This is a genomic window from Enterobacter cloacae complex sp. 677-3DZ2D5B (genome assembly GCF_004136695.1).
GTDB classification, from domain to species: domain Bacteria; phylum Pseudomonadota; class Gammaproteobacteria; order Enterobacterales; family Enterobacteriaceae; genus Enterobacter; species Enterobacter hormaechei_C.
The window spans coordinates 50,281-67,360 of record NZ_QFLS01000011.1 but is presented as its reverse complement, the minus strand read 5'-3'; the positions used below and the strand labels follow the sequence as shown (position 1 = coordinate 67,360).

19 protein-coding genes are annotated in these 17,080 nt (G+C 52.9%); 14 read left to right on the top strand and 5 right to left on the bottom strand.

Translation table 11 applies throughout. The features are described from left to right. Window positions 1-2: 2 nt before the first annotated feature. Together hisD (DD597_RS18005) and DD597_RS18000 are read right to left on the bottom strand one after the other, a co-directional pair. On the bottom strand, window positions 3-1,325 hold the full coding sequence (hisD, locus tag DD597_RS18005; RefSeq protein ID WP_003862272.1) for a histidinol dehydrogenase: 1,323 nt from the start codon (window positions 1,323-1,325) through the stop codon (window positions 3-5). A gap of 75 nt (window positions 1,326-1,400) precedes the next feature. After that, window positions 1,401-2,639: an MFS transporter gene (locus DD597_RS18000; RefSeq protein ID WP_003862274.1), complete on the bottom strand. Its 1,239-nt coding sequence runs from the start codon at window positions 2,637-2,639 to the stop codon at window positions 1,401-1,403. 308 nt (window positions 2,640-2,947) lie between these two features. Here DD597_RS18000 and DD597_RS17995 point away from each other — a divergent pair, with 308 nt between their 5' ends. The 5 genes from DD597_RS17995 to DD597_RS17975 all read left to right on the top strand — a co-directional run bounded on the left by DD597_RS17995 (window position 2,948) and on the right by DD597_RS17975 (window position 8,896). Continuing rightward, window positions 2,948-4,018: a LacI family DNA-binding transcriptional regulator gene (locus DD597_RS17995; protein WP_003862277.1), complete on the top strand. Its 1,071-nt coding sequence runs from the start codon at window positions 2,948-2,950 to the stop codon at window positions 4,016-4,018. After that, a complete protein-coding gene (locus DD597_RS17990; RefSeq protein WP_015571630.1) occupies window positions 4,015-4,986 on the top strand; it encodes a nuclear transport factor 2 family protein in 972 nt (323 codons plus the stop codon). The genes DD597_RS17995 and DD597_RS17990 overlap by 4 nt, the downstream gene beginning before the upstream one ends. 106 nt (window positions 4,987-5,092) lie before the next feature. Beyond that, window positions 5,093-6,235, top strand: a complete 1,143-nt coding sequence (locus tag DD597_RS17985; RefSeq protein ID WP_015571629.1) for an ester cyclase — start codon at window positions 5,093-5,095, stop codon at window positions 6,233-6,235. After that, window positions 6,236-7,531: a histidinol dehydrogenase gene (gene hisD / locus DD597_RS17980; RefSeq protein WP_022651679.1), complete on the top strand. Its 1,296-nt coding sequence runs from the start codon at window positions 6,236-6,238 to the stop codon at window positions 7,529-7,531. It begins immediately after the preceding gene. A gap of 54 nt (window positions 7,532-7,585) precedes the next feature. Then, window positions 7,586-8,896: an amidase family protein gene (locus DD597_RS17975; RefSeq protein ID WP_129256480.1), complete on the top strand. Its 1,311-nt coding sequence runs from the start codon at window positions 7,586-7,588 to the stop codon at window positions 8,894-8,896. Window positions 8,897-9,131: 235 nt separating this feature from the next. Here DD597_RS17975 and DD597_RS25225 read toward each other — a convergent pair whose 3' ends face one another. The 3 genes from DD597_RS25225 to DD597_RS17960 are packed head-to-tail and all read right to left on the bottom strand — an operon-like array spanning window position 9,132 to window position 12,028. Continuing rightward, window positions 9,132-10,370, bottom strand: a complete 1,239-nt coding sequence (locus DD597_RS25225; RefSeq protein ID WP_100152764.1) for a hypothetical protein — start codon at window positions 10,368-10,370, stop codon at window positions 9,132-9,134. Window positions 10,371-10,377: 7 nt separating this feature from the next. After that, entirely contained in the window at window positions 10,378-11,394 is a 1,017-nt protein-coding gene (locus tag DD597_RS17965) for a site-specific integrase (RefSeq protein ID WP_064138373.1), read from the bottom strand. Between the two features lies 1 nt (window position 11,395). Then, complete coding sequence (locus DD597_RS17960) at window positions 11,396-12,028, bottom strand: phage repressor protein CI (RefSeq protein WP_064138372.1); 633 nt, start codon at window positions 12,026-12,028, stop codon at window positions 11,396-11,398. Between the two features lie 119 nt (window positions 12,029-12,147). Between DD597_RS17960 and DD597_RS17955 the strand changes: the two genes are divergently transcribed. The 9 genes from DD597_RS17955 to DD597_RS17915 all read left to right on the top strand — a co-directional run bounded on the left by DD597_RS17955 (window position 12,148) and on the right by DD597_RS17915 (window position 16,983). Continuing rightward, window positions 12,148-12,390, top strand: coding sequence for a hypothetical protein (locus DD597_RS17955; protein ID WP_029463825.1), 243 nt, complete (start codon window positions 12,148-12,150; stop codon window positions 12,388-12,390). A 32-nt stretch (window positions 12,391-12,422) separates the two neighbouring features. Then, on the top strand, window positions 12,423-12,932 hold the full coding sequence (locus tag DD597_RS17950) for a phage regulatory CII family protein (protein ID WP_048987519.1): 510 nt from the start codon (window positions 12,423-12,425) through the stop codon (window positions 12,930-12,932). A 7-nt stretch (window positions 12,933-12,939) separates the two neighbouring features. After that, window positions 12,940-13,140, top strand: a complete 201-nt coding sequence (locus DD597_RS17945; protein ID WP_048987517.1) for a phage filamentation protein Fil family protein — start codon at window positions 12,940-12,942, stop codon at window positions 13,138-13,140. Continuing rightward, window positions 13,104-13,445, top strand: a complete 342-nt coding sequence (locus tag DD597_RS17940; protein ID WP_032707289.1) for a DUF5347 domain-containing protein — start codon at window positions 13,104-13,106, stop codon at window positions 13,443-13,445. The genes DD597_RS17945 and DD597_RS17940 overlap by 37 nt, the downstream gene beginning before the upstream one ends. An 88-nt stretch (window positions 13,446-13,533) precedes the next feature. Further along, window positions 13,534-13,740, top strand: coding sequence for a DUF2732 family protein (locus tag DD597_RS17935; protein WP_165298150.1), 207 nt, complete (start codon window positions 13,534-13,536; stop codon window positions 13,738-13,740). Next, window positions 13,740-13,967 (top strand): TraR/DksA family transcriptional regulator, encoded by a 228-nt coding sequence (locus tag DD597_RS17930; RefSeq protein WP_046888463.1) that lies wholly within the window; start codon window positions 13,740-13,742, stop codon window positions 13,965-13,967. The genes DD597_RS17935 and DD597_RS17930 overlap by 1 nt, the downstream gene beginning before the upstream one ends. Window positions 13,968-13,986: 19 nt before the next feature. After that, the gene (locus DD597_RS17925) at window positions 13,987-16,398 is read left to right on the top strand and encodes a replication endonuclease (protein ID WP_129256478.1); all 2,412 of its coding nucleotides are present in this window, start codon (window positions 13,987-13,989) and stop codon (window positions 16,396-16,398) included. Window positions 16,399-16,550: 152 nt separating this feature from the next. Then, window positions 16,551-16,739 carry a hypothetical protein gene (locus tag DD597_RS17920; RefSeq protein WP_001154431.1) on the top strand — a complete coding sequence of 63 codons (189 nt, stop codon included), beginning with the start codon at window positions 16,551-16,553 and terminating at the stop codon, window positions 16,737-16,739. A gap of 10 nt (window positions 16,740-16,749) precedes the next feature. Then, window positions 16,750-16,983: a DinI-like family protein gene (locus DD597_RS17915; RefSeq protein ID WP_165298146.1), complete on the top strand. Its 234-nt coding sequence runs from the start codon at window positions 16,750-16,752 to the stop codon at window positions 16,981-16,983. Window positions 16,984-17,080: the final 97 nt, after the last annotated feature.

The following is a 17,080-nucleotide window of genomic DNA, read 5'->3' as shown; positions in this document are numbered from 1 at the left end:
GCTTACACCTTTTCCCTGACCGGGGCCGGTGTGGCGTAGGGAACTTCCGTCTGGCCATAACGGCGCACGCGAATATTGGCCTGCTCGGCATGTCCGGCGAACCCCTCCAGGAGCGACAGACGCGAACAATAGCTGCCGATTTCGGCGGTGGCTTCGTCGCTGAGGACTTTCTGGAAGGTGCAGGTTTTCATGAACTTGCCCACCCACAGGCCGCCGGTATAACGTGCGGCTTTCTGCGTGGGCAGGGTGTGGTTGGTGCCGATCACCTTATCGCCGTAGGCCACGTTAGTACGTGGTCCAAGGAACAGCGCGCCGTAATTGGTCAGGTTAGCCAGGAACCAGTCGTCCCGGTCGGTCATCACCTGAACATGTTCGGAAGCGATACGATCTGCCTCCAGCAGCATCTCATCGTAGCTGTCGCAGACGATGATTTCCCCGTAGTCCTGCCACGACTGGCGGGCAATGTCGGCGGTAGGGAGCTTTTCCAGCAGCCGTTCCACTTCGCTGAGCGTCTCTTTGGCAAGCTGGAGCGAGTTCGTCAGCAGGATGGCAGGGGTGGTGACGCCGTGTTCGGCCTGGCCCAGCAGATCCGTGGCGCACATTTCCGCGTCAACCGTGTCATCGGCAATCACCAGCGTTTCCGTCGGACCGGCAAACAGATCGATACCTACCCGGCCGAACAGCTGTCGTTTGGCCTCCGCGACGAAGGCGTTACCGGGGCCTACCAGCATGTCGACCGGTGCCAGCGAGTCCGTGCCCAGCGCCATGGCGCCTATCGCCTGAATGCCGCCAAGGGCATAGATTTCCGTTGCGCCAGCCATTTTTTGCGCCGCGACGATCGCCGGGGCAGGCTGACCGTTAAACGGCGGGGCACAGCTGATAATTCTTGAGCATCCCGCCACGCTGGCGGTGATGATCGACATGTGCGCGGAGGCGAGCAGGGGATATTTTCCGCCAGGCACGTAACATCCCACGGCGTTAATCGGAATATTTTTATGCCCGAGAATAACGCCGGGACGCGTTTCAATTTCCAGGTCCCGCAGACATTCTTTCTGCGCGCGGGCAAAATTCGCGACCTGCTGTTGGGCGAATTCAATATCCTGAATATCCTGGCGGCTTAACTGTTTTATGCAGCGGTCAATCTCCGCGGACGTCAGACGATAATCCTGACGGTCATAACGATCGAATTTAATGGATAATTCGCGAATGGCTTTATTTCCGCGTTTTTCAATATCTGCAAGTATTTGTTCAACCGTTTCTCTTATTTGCTGGTTGGCTTGCTGGCGCTCTTCGGTAGATTTACCGGTTTTTAATTTCCAGGACACTCGCTTCTCCTTACATTTTTCAGATGTCAGTTGTCCTCCCGGCGAGCCGGGAAAGGGTATTTACTTCAGAAAGGGTTATTGATCCGGCGCGGCAGCGTACGCACCGTTTTTTAATAATTGGGCTGAGGTTTGCGATTTACGGGCATATACCCATCGAGCGGACAGCGGCGTGGCAATAGCGGCCACAACGGAAAGGGCTGCAATCAATATATAACCGGACGACAGGTTAATATGTTGCATCATTACGCCCATCATTACCGGCCCGACAAACATGCCGCAGGAATAAATGGTCTGGAATAGCCCCATTCGCGTGGATTGTTCATCAGACGAGGTATTCACTACGCTGAGCGACATGAATGCTGCAAAGGCCATACCGAACGAGAACCCCGCCAGCGCCTGCCACAGGTAAATAACATAGATATTGCTGGTGAAGGGAATGCCGAAAGTGGATATCACCTGTAAAACGATGCCGAGCACGGCGGTTTTTACCAGCCCAAGTCGCTGATAAAACACCGAGCTGCACAGGGCGATGGCCAGCCCGTAAAAAAGAAGGTGAATGTTACCCAGCAGCGCGAGGATCCCCGCCCGGGCGCCAAGCTGCTCGGCATAGACCGGCGTCAGCGTGTCGCGGGTGGCGAAGGGCACCAGAATGACGACGGTCGCCAGAATGCCAATCAGCCAGACGGAACGGTCGGCCAGCTGCTGGCGCGCGCCGGTAATGCAGGCTTTAAGCGTGGGGGCCTGAACCGGGTCGTGCACGTCCTGAATGCGGGTCGTCAGGATCAACGCCACCAGGGCGGAGATGCAGGAGACAAAAAAGGCGATGTTATTGGCGAAATAGTGAATCAGCACCGCGCCAATACAGTTGCCGAGAAACACGCCGATGGGCCCTGCAAGCGCCAGCAGCGCGACGGCGGCAGGGGCTTCGTTGCGACCGAAGTAACGCATGAACAGGATGTTGTACAGCACCCAGGTCGCCGCCGTGACGCCGTCTGCCGCTTTCGCCAGATACAGCGTAATGGCATTGGGTTCAAGCCAGGCAATCGGCCAGGCGATAATTGGCAGCAGCAGGCCAATCTGGATGAAGATCCTGCGGCTTTTAACCACGTCGGAAATAATGCCTAACGGGAAGCGTATCAGAAGGGTTGCCAGACCAGACGCGCCCATAATGATGCCCATGATCTGTGGCTCAATGCCCTGGTTGATCATCATGGGGGCCAGGAATGCATCAATGCTATGGATGCAGATAAAGAACAGGATGCTGATGATAAAAAAGAGCCGGGCTTCCCGACGGCGTAACAGTGCTTGAAACATGGTTTTGAACCTCTTGAGAATTAATGGGTTATAACCAGTCAGGGACGACGTTTACCGGTTCAATCCTTTGGGCGACTCCTGTTCTCTCCGGTACCATTGACGGTATGAAAACTCTTTGCATACGTATTCAAGTTTTGAAGTTACGAAAAGGTTTCATGTTTGTAAAGTGATCTCGATCTTGTTGTGAGAATTTTAATTTTTTGTGTTGCATACGCATGCAAAGGTGGTGTAAGTATAAAAAACACCCACTTGCTGAGGCGTTTGAAGCACGCGCAAATGGGCAGGACGTTGATAAGGAATCAGGGGTAATGAAACGTAAGACTTTTGCAGCAGTCACATCCCAACAGGTCGCTCAGCTGGCGGGGGTATCGCAATCTGCGGTGTCGCGAACGTTCACGCCGGGGGCCAGCATTTCGCCGGCAACGCGTGAAAAAGTGCTGAAGGCAGCGCGCGAGCTGGGTTATCGCCCGAATGCGATTGCCCGTTCGCTCAACACGGCTCGTTCGCGCATTATCGGTGTCGTCATTTCTTACTTTGATAACCCCTTTTACTCGCAGGTGCTGGAGGCGCTGGCGCAAAAGCTGGATACGCTGAACTATCATCTGCTGCTGTTCGTTGGCGACCGGGAAGGCAACGTTGACCGTATTTTTGACCAGATTATGCAGTACCGGGTGGATGGTATTGTGCTGGCCTCGGTGACGCTGTCGCTGGAGTTATCTGAAGAGTGCCTTGCCGCCGGGATCCCGGTAGTGCTGTTTAACCGCAGCGAAGAGAGTGGCATGGCCTCCAGCGTCAACAGTAATAACGAAGCGGCCGCGCGGCAGATTGCCGAGTTTCTGCTGGCGGGGGAGCACAAGCGTTTTGCCTACGTGGGCGGCGTGGCCGATTCCCCGGTCAATATTGCCCGCCAGCGCGGGTTCATCTCCACGCTGGAAGAACATGGCATCACCGATGTGCGGGTGGTGCACGGGAATTACGACGCTCAGCAAACCACCCGGGCAGCCTATACCCTGTTTTCGACGTCGCCAGCGCCGGATGCGGTCTTTGTCGCCAACGATCATATGGCCGTCACGGTAATGGATGTGGCGCGCTATGAGTTTGGTTTGCGCATTCCGGAGGAGGTCTCCGTTGTCGGGTATGACGACATTGGCCCTTCCGGCTGGCCCTCTTATGCGTTGACCTCGGCGTCGCAGCCGGTCGGCGCGATGGTGGATGCCACGGTGGAACTGTTAATGAAACAAATTGACAGCGGAACCATAGAGCCTGAACAGATTACGGTGCCCGGTACGCTGGTGATACGCCACTCGGCGCGTCGCCCACGCAGCGGCGTTATCGAAACCAATGGTTTAACGCTATTCCAGTCTAAGGAGCGCACATGACCAGATTGCGGGGCTTCAGCCCTCAATTCGACTCTATCCAGCAGTTCATTTTGACGCTGACGCACGTGGTGTGGGAGCAGAAAGATATCGGCCAGCTGGCGGATTTTTACGCCACGCCGGTGGTTTTCACTACCCCCGAAAAACAGCTGCATGAGCTTTCCCAGTTTATGCGCCTGACGCTTGAGGCGATGCACAGCTTCCCGCAGCGAGCGGTGCTGACGGAGGATATTCTGTGCAGCCAGAACCCGGGGGATGAGTACTATGCGGCGCAGCGTACCGTAGCCCGCATTCAGCACCAGGGGGAGGGATTTTTTGGCCCGCCGACGGGGAAAAATGTCTGGGTCCGCACCTGGGCCGATCGCATCTGTGTTGATGGTGCCGTACGCCAGGAGTGGCTGCTTCAGGATCGTGCCGCGATTGTGGCGCAACTGGGGCTGGATGTCCGCGATTTTGCTTTTAACCTGGCGACCATGCGCCAGCAGCTTGGGCTGGAATCTGTGTCTGCTGAGACGCTGGACGCCCGCTGGGCGGGCGGGCCCGAGGGCGACGACGTGGAAGGGGCGCTGGCCGGGGTCGTTGAGCGCTACTTAACGATGTGGGCGGGCGGTAACAGCGGCGTGGTGCCCGGTCTCTATCACCCGGCGGCGACGCTGTACGCGCCGGGGCACTGCCTCTGCACCGGCGAACAGGAAATTGGCGCACAGCTTTCCGGTTATCGCGCTTCATTTGCCGACAGCGAAACGCAACTTCATCACCTGATTGTGCGTAAAGATCCTAATGAGCCGATTCGACTTTCATTGCGCTGGTCGTTGTTAACCTGGCATGACGGTTACGGCAAATTTGGTGCGCCGACCCGTAAACCCATATCAATTACCGGTATCAGTCAGCTTGAATTACGTGATGGTTTAATTTTCCGTGAATACCTGGGGATCGATGAATTAGCGATTTGGTCGCAAATATTTAATTAATGGGGCGGCAGCCCCCCTTATTCCGGCTGCAAATATTAACCGTGTTTAATTCACCCTCACTTACGGGTGCGGGTTCTTATTGTCTGAAAACAGAGCAGGAGTTTATATGTCTTCCACCGAAGCAACAAATAAAGCACCAGCCGTACCCGAAAAAAGCAGCGTGAAATCGCTGAAAGAGGAACCTGTATTACAGGTGGAGCGTCGTGATTTTGTCGATCTGGTACCGGAAAAAAGACCGCGTGTGCAATCATTACGCGGCTTTGATGACTGCTATACCGATATTGTCGATTATATCGTTCGCTGCACCCATAAAATATGGGATGAGCGCGATGTCGGCTTAATTTATTCTCACTATACCCATAACTGCGTGCTGTATAACGCGCTGGGGACACTCTATAACCGTGAACAGGTGGTACAGGATACGCTGCAACGCTTAATTGCCTTCCCGGAACGGCGCGGAATGGCAACCCAGGTTATCTGGAACGGAAATGATGTTGACGGTTTTTATACCTCTCACCTGGTGACGGGAAGCGGGCGGCATACCCAGCACAGCCATTTAGGCAAGCCGACCAACCGCACCTTCGTTACCCGGACCGTGGCGGATTGCATGATCCACGAGAATAAAATTTATCGGGAGTGGGTGGTCAGCGACAACATGTCGTTAATGAAACAGCTTGGCCTGAACACCGATCAAATCGCATTTAATATGGCAAAAGAGCAGTTCGATAAAGGCTTCCGCGTGATGGACATCGGCGAAAACGGCCGCATGCTGGGGCAATATCCGCCGGAGATGGAGTGCGATGTTTCCATTGCGCACACCGATACTGAGGAGCAGTGCCTGCGTTGGCTGCATGAGATCTACAACCGCCGGATGTTTGGCAAGATCAAAGAAGTGTATGCGCCTAACGTACAGTGGCACGGTCCGCTGATGAAAGAGCTGTACGGCACCGCGGCGGTAACCCATCAGACGCTGGCGCTGGTGGGGATGATCCCTGACGGCGCGTGGCTGCCGCAGCATATTTGTTCCAACCCGTGCGATGAAGGCGGCGTCAAAGTGGCCGTTCGCTGGATCATCGAAGGGCATCACCTGGGTTACGGCGAACTGGGCAAGCCGACCGGAGAACGACTGTTTGTGATGGGCATGTCGCACTACCACATCGTCAACGGAAAAATTGTTGATGAGTGGGTGGTTTACGACCATCTGGCGCTGCTGGCGCAAATCAAACTCGGCCAGATGGAGGACGCGTAAATGTTAAATAAGGTGAGCTGGATTAAGCGCCCGCAGGGGCAGGATGCGCAGGCCGATCGTTCCCTGACGGAGAAGGTCAGCGCCATTATTGAGCGCGTGAAAACCGAAGGCGATACGGCGCTAAGAGCCTTTTCGCAGCAGTTTGATAAGGTCGTGCCCGCGCAGTTTGAGGTGAGCGAGCAGGAGATCGCCGAAGCACTGGAGGGGATGGATGCCCAGACGCGCCGCGACAGTGAGTTTGCGATTAATCAGGTGCGTCGTTTTGCGCAGGCGCAGCTGGCGACCATGCAGCCGCTGGAGGTAGAGACGCTGCCTGGCGTGCATCTCGGTCACCGGATCATCCCGGTGCAGACGGTGGGCTGCTACGTGCCGGGCGGTCGGTATCCGATTCTCTCCGCTCCCGTGATGTCGATTGTTCCTGCGACGGTGGCGGGTTGTGAACAGATTATCGCCTGTCTGCCCCCGGGCGCCCATCCGGCGATGATTGCAGTTTGCCATCTGGCAGGCGCGCACCGCATTTTCAAAGTTGGCGGCGCGCAGGCCATTGCGGCTATGGCCTGGGGAACGGAGAGCATTCCGTCGGTGGACAAAATCGTTGGGCCAGGCAACGCCTTCGTTAATGAAGCGAAACGCCAGGTTTTTGGTCGGGTCGGCATTGATGCCCTCGCCGGGCCGAGCGAGATTTTCACTATCGCGGACGACAGCGCCGACCCGCGCATTCTGGCCGCCGATATGCTGGCACAGGCAGAGCACGATATTCATACCCGCGTCGGGCTGGCGACAACCAGCCGGGATATCGCTGAGCGTACCCTGGCGGAGGTTGAGCGTCAGCTCGCCAGCCTGCCAACGGCGGCAACGGCGGGGGAGGCGTGGCGCCGGCAGGGTGAGATTGTGCTCTGCGAAGATGAAGCGCAGCTGATTGCTTTTGCTGACCATATGGCGACGGAGCATTTGCAGGTGCATACCCGCGATCCGCACGCGACGGCGGCGAAGATCCGCAACTATGGCTCGCTGTTTATTGGTCAGAACGCCAGTGTGGTGTTCTCTGATAAATGCTGCGGCACCAACCACACGTTACCGACGATGGCGGCGGCACGCTATACCGGCGGTCTGTGGGTTGGCGCGTACGTCAAAATCTGTACCCATCAGTGGATTGACGAGCAGGGTATCCCGGCAATCGCAGAACCGGCGATCCGCCAGAGCCGTACCGAGGGGATGCAGGGGCACCGACGGGCGGCGGAAATTCGTCTGCGTCCGCAGGACATTGATGCCATTACTACCGGCATGCGGGACTAAAACGTATCCCGGGCAGCCTTCTGCCCGGTTTTCATCACTAGGGAGCCTGAGACTATGAAGCGCCTGATACCGCCAGACGACTGTCCGGAGGAAATTGCCCACCGTCTCGACGTCATACAGCAGCACCGGGCGCTCAACGCGATCCTCGGGGTTAACCCTGACGCTACGTCTCAGGCGGAACAGCATCAGCAGCAGCGGCGACGTGGAGAACCGATCGGCACCCTGCACGGCGTGCCGCTGATCGTCAAAGATAATATTGCCTGCGCGCCGATGCCCATTACTCTTGGCTGCCGGGCGCTGGCCTCACTTAACGCGACAGCGGATGCACGGGTGGTGCAGCGATTGCGCAGCGCGGGGGCGATTATTCTCGCCAGGGCCAATATGTCCGAGTTCGCGTTCGATGTGCGCTCGCGAAGCTCGCTGGGGGGCGATGTGGCGAATTCACTTTGCCCGACACTCACCGCCGGAGGTTCCAGCGGAGGATGCGCTGCGGCCGTGGCGGCGGGAATGGCGGATGGCGCATTGGGTACCGATACCGGCGGCTCTATCCGCATTCCCTGTAGCTATACCGGGCTGGTGGGGCTACGGCCTGCCTTTCGCCGTTCACAGCTGGACGGTGTAGCGCCGCTCTCGCCCAGCAAAGATACCGTTGGGCCAATGGTACATAGCGTTGAAGATGCCGCCTTGCTGCATGCGGTGATCCATGGCCTGCCGCCGGTTGCGCTTCCTGTGCGTTCGCTGAAAGGCGTTCGCTTTGGTGTGGTAACCGCGTTACAGGGAGAGGATGAGGTACAGCTGGAGGTCTGGCAGTCGGCGCTGCACACGTTGCGCCGTGCCGGAGCGACGCTGGTGGAGGTTTCACTCCCTTTCCTTGAAGAGGTGAGGCAGGCCACCTGCCTCAGTCTGTATGAATTTCGCGTGGCGATTGACGACTGGCTTAGCAAACAGCCTGGCGCTCCCTCCGGACTGACGAGCATTGTGGACTCCGGCGCTTTCCTGCCGGAGTTTGCGCCGTTTCTACGTCAGATGCTGGCGAGTAACACGCTGAAAACCCCGCTCTGGCTGGCGGGGCGTCGCTTTCAGCGCCTGTTGCGGCAGAACCTTTGCCAGGTGGCGGAGGCGCAGCGCATCGACGGATTTGTGTATCCCACCGTACAACGATTACCAGAAAGTATGGCGAAGATGCCGCCAGGCTGCGCGCCGGAACTGGCCGCCATCAGCGGCCTGCCTGCCATTACGTTGCCCTGTGGCGTAAGCCGTATCGGTCTGCCGGTGGGGATGGAGATGTTATCGGTGCAGGAGGATGAGGCGGCACTGATGGTGCTGGCGCTGGCGTGTGAGGGGGCGCTGGGCGAGAAGGGATAGATACAAAAAAGCCCGCAGGGCTTGTGCCGTGCGGGCTTTCTGTACTTCACCGGACATATCCGTATCATTATTTGGTGGAGCTGGCGGGAGTTGAACCCGCGTCCGAAATTTCTACATACCATTTATATCATAGGCAAAACAATAATTTGCGTTGAAAAACAATGTTTTATTGTTATGTTGTGTTTATGGGTTTTATGTATTTTTAATGCTCTGCCGCCAAATTGTCGCCAATTCTTTATGCGTTTATATCGTCATAGACTTGAATTTCATCCATACACACTTCAAGCTTGTAAAAGTCTGATAATTTATAAATGCTCAAAATTTCGTCATCAAGATTGCCCATTACATCCCAGTCCTTTTTACTCCTGAGGCTATCACTCAATCTCTCTCTATCAGAGAAGGATTGACGCAATGGTACATATTCAAGAGTTTTTAGAACCTGCCAGGATACTGGTGGGGTACAGTGAAATAAGGCGGATAGCTCTGGGCAGAATTCGTTAACCTTCATGTCTTCGTAACGAACTTTTGGAGGAAGAACGACATTGACCCCTCTCTCACTATCAGCATTTGCAGGGAGTTTTGTTGAACGATAAGCAATTCCTACTATATTGTAATCGTTAATATCCCTGCTTATCCACTGCATAAGTAAGTTTGGTATTATGTATTCCTGAATGAAAGATGCGTTGCTATATTTTTTTAAATAGTTGCAAGCAATTATTAATGGCCATAACGCGAGGTACGATAACATGGTAACAGAGGAAAACTCTTTTGCCGATGAAGAGTCCTTTTTAGTTGTAAAGAATAGCTTTGTTCTATAAAGGAAATCAGCGCTGAAATCTAACAATAGCGAATCATCACTCTCTGAACTTGTAGTAAATGATGATATATACAACTTATCAAAATCGGGTTTGTCCATTTCGCGCCAACAGATATATAATGAGGTGCCTAAATAAAGGCACGGTAGACCTGCAACTGAGTAGCGTTGTGCATTAACCAGATGGCGTTGATTGAAAGGTATGTGAAAGATATCTTTTCTTGTTGATAAAGGACGTTCAGATTTCCTAACTCTAAATAGACGCTTTTCATTACCACATATCTCTGATAAGGGTATGCAGATATTTTTAATATGCCTTGATACAAAATCTGGCTCGAGCATTTCCTCAAAAGAATCATAGGCTGACTTGATATCTCCGGAGAGATAGCACTCTAAACAATTTATGATGCCTTCTTGCACGGACTCAATAACTTTTAATCTGCTCTTAACTCTACTGGCTAAGATATCATCATTATTGTTATCGATGTATTCTTTCAAGCAGTCTTTAAATCTTTCACATTTTGTAGAAAAATCAGTAATGAGGTCATTATTTTTACTGACTTCTATCGGAGGACGAATTGAAGATTTTTTTAATATTGTGTTGAAAAGTTTTTTTAAGGCGATTTTTGATATTTTCTTGTTTTTAGTTTCGATAACCATTGAGTTATTACCTTAAACTAGTTAAAGGATTTTTCAGGACGGCATCTTCCAAATGGTCCGGAGAAAAATGAGCATAAATCATTGTCATCTTTATATCGGCATGCCCCAAAATTTCTTTAAGAACCAGTATGTTTCCTCCATTCATCATGAAGTGACTGGCGAATGTATGGCGCAGCACATGAGTACATTGTCCCTCAGGAAGAACGATACCAGCCCGCTTTACTGCGCGCTCAAAAGCTTTTCTGCATGGCGTGAATAGCCTCCCCCTGTTTTTGGGAAGTTCGTCATACAGCTCCTGAGATATCGGTACAGTTCGGTTTTTCTTGCCTTTGGTTTTGGTATAGGTGATCCGGTATTTTGATAACTGATGGCCTTGAAGATTTTCAGCCTCACTCCAGCGCGCGCCGGTAGCCAGGCATATCTTTGCGATCATCATTAGACTAGGGCTTTGAGAATCAGCGCAGGCATCAAGCAAGCGTTTAATTTCGTCCGAGGCCAGGAACGCCAATTCACCCTCTGTGATTTTGAATGTTGGTAGCCCAGCTAGTGGGTTGGGAGCTGACCAGTGGCCCAGCTTTTTCAGGGTACCAAAAACGGATGATAAGTTACGCTGTTCAAGGTTCACCGTACGCGGTTTTACTGGTGACATTAACGCGCCTTCTTCGTTACGCACCTCACCTTTCAACCGTGCTTCACGATATTTCGTAAATTCACCGGCGGTTAACTCAGAGGCGACCGGATCGCCCAGCCCATTGCAGATAATGTTCAGTTTCGCCATCAGGCGTTTTGGGTCTGCGAGGGTCTGGCCATAAAGAGAGTGCCACTGCTCAATCAGTTCTGACAAACGCCGTCGATCTTCCTTTTCACCCAGCCATGGCTTTTTGTTTACTTCCTCCATGGTGAAGTTTTCAAATGCTACGGCCTCGCCTTTAGTCGCAAATTGCTTACGCACGCGCTTGCCGTCACGCCCGTTCGGGTAGCACTCACACAACCATTTTCCATTCGGCTGCTTTCTGATCGTCATATCAAAGACTCTTAATGATTTTCAATGCGCGGCCAACTACCTCGATATCATCCAGGCTGCATTCAAACGAAGAGTCATCTTGATGCACGACTAATCTGTTTCCCGGAAGACGAGTTAACTTAACAATGCTTTTTATCCCGTCGATATCGACCAACCACATCCCATTCACTGGTGGTGCCTGGGTACGGTCAACTAAATATGAATCGCCAGCGGTATTTACTAGAAGCAGCTCGCGTGAGTCAGGTGGAAGTAGGCTGCTATCAATGATGGCCTTCCCGGCTTCGACCAGCGAACCTCCCATGAGATTAACCTTGTCGATCTCAGGCGATACAAGTTCAGAAAGAGGTTTTACCTTGCCAGAGTTCACGAAATTGATACTTTTTTTATCATCAATTTTTGCTCCGGGTTCACCTTGACCTGTGGTAAGCCAGAGTAAAGACACGCCCGTTTCGAGAGCACATTGGATCACCCATTCTGCAGGGAAACTGTCTCTTAAGTATCTGTTAGCCATAGTGCTTTTAGATGCGCCTAGGTGATCGCATAGCTGCTGCCTGGACTTAAAATCATAGGCAGCCATTAACCTATGGATAGCTTCTCTACCCCCTGTATTCTCGCCAGCTTTCACCTGTATCATTTCTTAATCCTATTGACGTATCAAATATTGGATCGTAGTATCTCGATTGTTCAAGTATTGAATCGCATAAAACAAGATAAAACGACATAAACCAAACCTTAACTGAGAGATACTGCACTATGAGCACCGATATTTCAATTCGTGTACCAAAAGAGATGGCTACACCTGCAGAGTTCGCGGAATGGGAAGGCATTTCTCGCGGCTCTGTTTATCAAAAAATCCACCATGGCCAATTGGCTAAGTACATGGTCAAAAAGGAGAAAAATAAGGGGCGCGTATGTCTTCGTTACTTGATGTACAAAACCGATCAGGTTCGTGAGTCCCTTGGTCATTCCAACTTCCGCGTTGTTGTTGGTCAGTAAGTTCAATTATGAGAACTTTCCAAGAGGTTCGCATGTTTGATTATAAGATTTCCAAACATCCACACTTTGATGAAGCATGCCGCGCTTTCGCACTGCGTCACAATATGGCGAAGCTGGCCGACCGCGCAGGCATGAACGTCCAGACGCTGCGCAACAAACTGAACCCGGAGCAACCGCATCAACTCACGGCGCCGGAAATTTGGCTGCTGACGGATATCACCGAGGACTCCACGCTGGTTGATGGGTTTCTGGCGCAAATCCATTGCTTGCCATGCGTGCCGCTGAACGAAGTTGCCAGCGAGAAAATGCCTCATTACGTGTTGAATGCTACAGCAGAGATTGGCCGTGTTGCAGCAAGCGCTGTTTCTGGCGAACACCAGACAACAACGGAACGTCGGCAGGTTATCGAAAGCATCAATTCTGTCACTCGCTTAATGGCACTTACAGCTGTTTCCATGCATGCGCGCCTGCAGTACAACCCGGCAATGGCAAGTGCTGTTGATACAGTGACGGGCCTCAGCGCGTCTTTTGGTCTGATCTGAGGTGCTCATGCTTAATAAAGAACCCTCATTCGCATCGCTTTTGGTTAAACAAAGCCAGGGTATGCACTGCGGACATGGCTGGATTATCGGGAAAGATGGCAAGCGCTGGCACCCGTCCCGCTCTCAGGAAGAACTACTGGCAGGGCTGACCACTACCAAACAGGTGAAACCATGGCTATTGAAGGTACTTCTGCGACTGTTCCACTAAGCCCGGGTCAACGGCTTGAAGGACTGAACCATATAGCTGAATTAAGGGCCAGTGTGTTTGGTCTGAATATTGAGCCAGAGCTTGAAAGGTTCATTAAAGATATGCGTGACCGTCGCGATATAAACCATAAACAAAATGAGCGCGCACTGGCTGCCATATTCTTTATGGCAAAAATTCCGGCAGAACGTCACGGCGTCAATATTAGTGATCTGACTACTGACGAAAAGCGGGAACTGGTTAAAGCAATGAATCATTTTCGTGCAGTGGTGAGCTTATTTCCCAAACGGCTAACCATGCCGAATTAACCCACAACAGAAATTAATGGCGTAAACCCGCCGGGCATTCTTTTGCCAAAATTCAGGAGAGAGAACAATGCAGAAAGAATTACGAAAAATGTTTGTAGCCGAAACCGATTCGCTTATGGCGGTGATCGATATTGCCAAACGTGAGGAGCGCAAAGGCCGCGCGCTCGCAGTTTCAATCCGTCTTGAGGCGCTGGCAACCCATATCACCAACAAAGGGTTAAACGGTATTGAAGCGGCTGAACTGCTGCGCCGCGAAGCAACCCGCTACGAAAACGAATCTCGGGAGCTGCACTAATGGCTGACTCTATGGACCTCGTACAGCAGCGCGTTGAAGAACAACTGCAGCGCCACATTCACGCCGCCCGCAACAGAGCGCCGGGCGCTTCCCGTGTGCTTTGCATCGAATGCGATGCTCCGATCCCTCCAGCGCGCCGCCGTGCCATTCCGGGCGTGCAGTGCTGCGTAACATGCCAGGAAATCGTTGAGCTGAAAGGGAAGCATTACACCCGAGGCGCGGTGTGAGCTTCGGAGCCAGTCACTGATGCCTGAATTAATAAAAGACGAAGGCGGCCCGACTGTGGCCGCTGGGACTTTCCCATGGAACGGCCCGAGAAAAGCACTAAATCCCTACATGGACCCGGCGGAAGTAGCGCCGGAGACTGCGCTTTCAAACCTGATTTCTCTCTATGCTGCAGATAACGAGCAGGAGCAGCTGCGCCGCGAGGCCCTGAGTAATGAGGTCTGGGAACGTTATTTCTACAATGAATCCCGCGATCCTGTTCAGCGTGAAATGGAGCAGGACCAGCTGATGAGCCGCGCCAAAATGGCCCGCGAACAGCAGCAATTTAATCCCGATCTGGTTATCGTTGCTGACGTGAGCGCCCAGCCAGCGCATATCAGTAAGCCGCTGCTTGAGCGGATTAAATATTTCGAGGGCCTGGGCAAACCGAAGGCATATTCCCGCTATCTGCGTGAAACCATCAGGCCGTGCCTTGAACGCCTAGAGCGCGTGCGTACCAGCCAGATTTCTGCTTCATTCCGTTTCATGGCGAGCCATGACGGGCTGGAGTGCTTGCTGGTCCTGCCCGAAATGAACCAGGAGCAGGTTAAGCGGTTATCTACCCTGGTGGCGGCGCACATGAGCATGTGTCTGGATGCTGCCTGCGGTGAGCTGTTTACGGATGAAAACGTTACGCCGGAAGAGATCCGCCGGTCATGGGAAAGGGTGGCCGCTGAGGCCATGCGCCTCGATGTTATCCCGCCAGCTTTCGAGCAACTGCGCCGTAAAAAGCACCGGCGTAACCCGGTCCCCTACGAGCTTATTCCGGGCTCGCTTGCCCGTATGCTTTGCGCGGACTGGTGGTATCGCAAGCTGTGGCAGATGCGCTGTGAATGGCGGGAAGAACAGCTGCGCGCCGTCTGCCTGGTTAACAAAAAGGCCTCCCCATATGTCAGCTATGAGGCCGTGATCCACAAACGCGAACAGCGCCGCAAATCCCTGGAGTTTTTCCGCTCGCATGAGCTGGTTAACGCCGAAGGTGACACGCTGGATATGGAAGAAGTGGTAAACGCCAGCAGCAGCAATCCGGCGCACCGGCGCAACGAAATGATGGCCTGCGTTAAGGGGCTGGAGCTGATCGCAGAAATGCGTGGTGAATGCGCCGTGTTCTATACCATCACCTGCCCGTCACGCTTTCACGCAACGCTTAACAACGGCAGGCCAAACCCGAAATGGACCAGTGCCACGGTCCGTCAGAGCAGTGATTACCTAGTGAATATGTTCGCCGCCTTCCGTAAGGCGATGCACAAAGCCGGGCTGCGCTGGTATGGCGTCCGCGTTGCTGAACCACACCATGACGGCACCGTGCACTGGCACCTGCTGTGCTTCATGCGCAAAAAAGATCGCAAATCCATCACCGCGCTGCTGCGTAAATTCGCCATTCGTGAGGATCGGGAGGAGCTGGGCGCCAATACTGGGCCGCGTTTCAAGTCTGAGCTTATCAACCCGCGCAAGGGCACCCCGACCAGCTATATCGCCAAATACATCAGTAAAAATATCGACGGGCGTGGACTGGCGCAGGAAATCAGTAAAGAAACGGGCAGATCACTGCGCGATAACGCTGAGAACGTAAACGCCTGGGCTTCGCTGCACCGTGTCCAGCAATTCCGCTTCTTTGGTATCCCTGGCCGCCAGGCGTACCGCGAGCTGCGCCTTCTGGCCGGACAGACTGCCAGGGTGCAGGGTGACCAGAAGGCAGGCGCGCCGGTACTGGAAAACCCGCGACTGGATGCTGTGCTGGCCGCAGCTGATGCTGGCTGTTTTGCCACCTACATCATGAAGCAGGGCGGTGTCCTGGTTCCCCGTAAACATCACCTTGTCAGGACTGCCTACGAGCTTAACGAGGAGCCGAGCGCCTACGGTGATCATGGTGTTCGTATTTATGGCATCTGGTCCCCGATTATTGAGGGCCGGATCTGCACTCATGCGGTGAAGTGGAAAATGGTTCGTAAAGCCGTTGACCTTCAGGAGGCGACAGCCGACCAGGGCGCTAGCGCCCCTTGGACTCGTGGCAATAACTGTCCCCTTGCTGAAAATTTGAACCAACAAGGGAAAGACAAATCAGCTGATGGGGATACCAGAACGGATATCACCCGCATGGATGACAAGGAGTTGCACGATTACCTGCACAGTATGAGCAAAAAAGAGTGCCGGGAACTGGCAGCAAGGTTACGCCTGGTTAAACCGAAACGGCGTAAAGACTACAAACAGCGAATTACAGACCATCAGCGACAGCAGCTCGTCTATGAGCTGAAGTCCAGAGGATTTGATGGTAGCGAGAAAGAGGTCGATTTACTCCTTAGCGGCGGCAGTATTCCGTCAGGAGCAGGCCTGCGTATCTTCTATCGGAACCAGCGTTTGCAGGAAGATGATAAGTGGCGGGATCTGTATTAATTACGCGGGTTAACAATTCGTGCTCTTAATAATACCAGGCATATCAGGCTGATGAACGTAAAAAAACGTTTTACATCAGTAAGATTATTATATACTGTGAATATAAACAGTGGTTATGTATACAGTATTGCTTTGGTGTTATAGGAGGAAAGATGCAGGACTATTTTTTGGAGTCTTTGAAGCTCCAGCGCATTGATTTTTTTCTTAAGCTTGTAGCGGCTAGTGAGTGTAGTGATGAAGAGAAGGGGCTGGCTTTGCAGTGGGTTTCTGAACTGACAGATGAACTCATGGCAAAAATCAGAAGCCACGAATACAACCGCTCAATGGATGTCATCAGCTGAGGTGACTTTTATGCGCATTGAAATAATGATCGATAAAGAGCAGAAGATTAGCCAGTCTACCCTGGACGCCCTTGAATCCGAGCTTTACCGCAATCTGCGCCCCCTATATCCCAAAACGGTAATTCGTATCCGTAAAGGTAGCTCTAACTGTGTGGAACTGACCGGACTGCAACTGGATGAAGAAAGAAAACAAGTGATGAAAATTATGCAGAAGGTGTGGGAAGACGACAGCTGGCTGCATTGATTTTGTCAATAGATGCTTGTTTTTAATACTTAAAAAGGGTTACATATGAGTGAGAGGTGATGTCAATCAGATATCACCTCGTTTTTTGTCAAGAAAA

Bases quoted from the DNA above. Each gene is read 5' to 3' on its own strand.
- DD597_RS18000 (WP_003862274.1), bottom strand. From the start codon at position 2,639: ATGTTTCAAGCACTGTTACGCCGTCGGGAAGCCCGGCTCTTTTTTATC.
- DD597_RS17995 (WP_003862277.1), top strand. From the start codon at position 2,948: ATGAAACGTAAGACTTTTGCAGCAGTCACATCCCAACAGGTCGCTCAG.
- DD597_RS17990 (WP_015571630.1), top strand. From the start codon at position 4,015: ATGACCAGATTGCGGGGCTTCAGCCCTCAATTCGACTCTATCCAGCAG.
- DD597_RS17985 (WP_015571629.1), top strand. From the start codon at position 5,093: ATGTCTTCCACCGAAGCAACAAATAAAGCACCAGCCGTACCCGAAAAA.
- hisD (WP_022651679.1), top strand. From the start codon at position 6,236: ATGTTAAATAAGGTGAGCTGGATTAAGCGCCCGCAGGGGCAGGATGCG.
- DD597_RS17975 (WP_129256480.1), top strand. From the start codon at position 7,586: ATGAAGCGCCTGATACCGCCAGACGACTGTCCGGAGGAAATTGCCCAC.
- DD597_RS25225 (WP_100152764.1), bottom strand. From the start codon at position 10,370: ATGGTTATCGAAACTAAAAACAAGAAAATATCAAAAATCGCCTTAAAA.
- DD597_RS17965 (WP_064138373.1), bottom strand. From the start codon at position 11,394: ATGACGATCAGAAAGCAGCCGAATGGAAAATGGTTGTGTGAGTGCTAC.
- DD597_RS17960 (WP_064138372.1), bottom strand. From the start codon at position 12,028: ATGATACAGGTGAAAGCTGGCGAGAATACAGGGGGTAGAGAAGCTATC.
- DD597_RS17955 (WP_029463825.1), top strand. From the start codon at position 12,148: ATGAGCACCGATATTTCAATTCGTGTACCAAAAGAGATGGCTACACCT.
- DD597_RS17950 (WP_048987519.1), top strand. From the start codon at position 12,423: ATGTTTGATTATAAGATTTCCAAACATCCACACTTTGATGAAGCATGC.
- DD597_RS17945 (WP_048987517.1), top strand. From the start codon at position 12,940: ATGCTTAATAAAGAACCCTCATTCGCATCGCTTTTGGTTAAACAAAGC.
- DD597_RS17940 (WP_032707289.1), top strand. From the start codon at position 13,104: ATGGCTATTGAAGGTACTTCTGCGACTGTTCCACTAAGCCCGGGTCAA.
- DD597_RS17935 (WP_165298150.1), top strand. From the start codon at position 13,534: ATGTTTGTAGCCGAAACCGATTCGCTTATGGCGGTGATCGATATTGCC.
- DD597_RS17930 (WP_046888463.1), top strand. From the start codon at position 13,740: ATGGCTGACTCTATGGACCTCGTACAGCAGCGCGTTGAAGAACAACTG.
- DD597_RS17925 (WP_129256478.1), top strand. From the start codon at position 13,987: ATGCCTGAATTAATAAAAGACGAAGGCGGCCCGACTGTGGCCGCTGGG.
- DD597_RS17920 (WP_001154431.1), top strand. From the start codon at position 16,551: ATGCAGGACTATTTTTTGGAGTCTTTGAAGCTCCAGCGCATTGATTTT.
- DD597_RS17915 (WP_165298146.1), top strand. From the start codon at position 16,750: ATGCGCATTGAAATAATGATCGATAAAGAGCAGAAGATTAGCCAGTCT.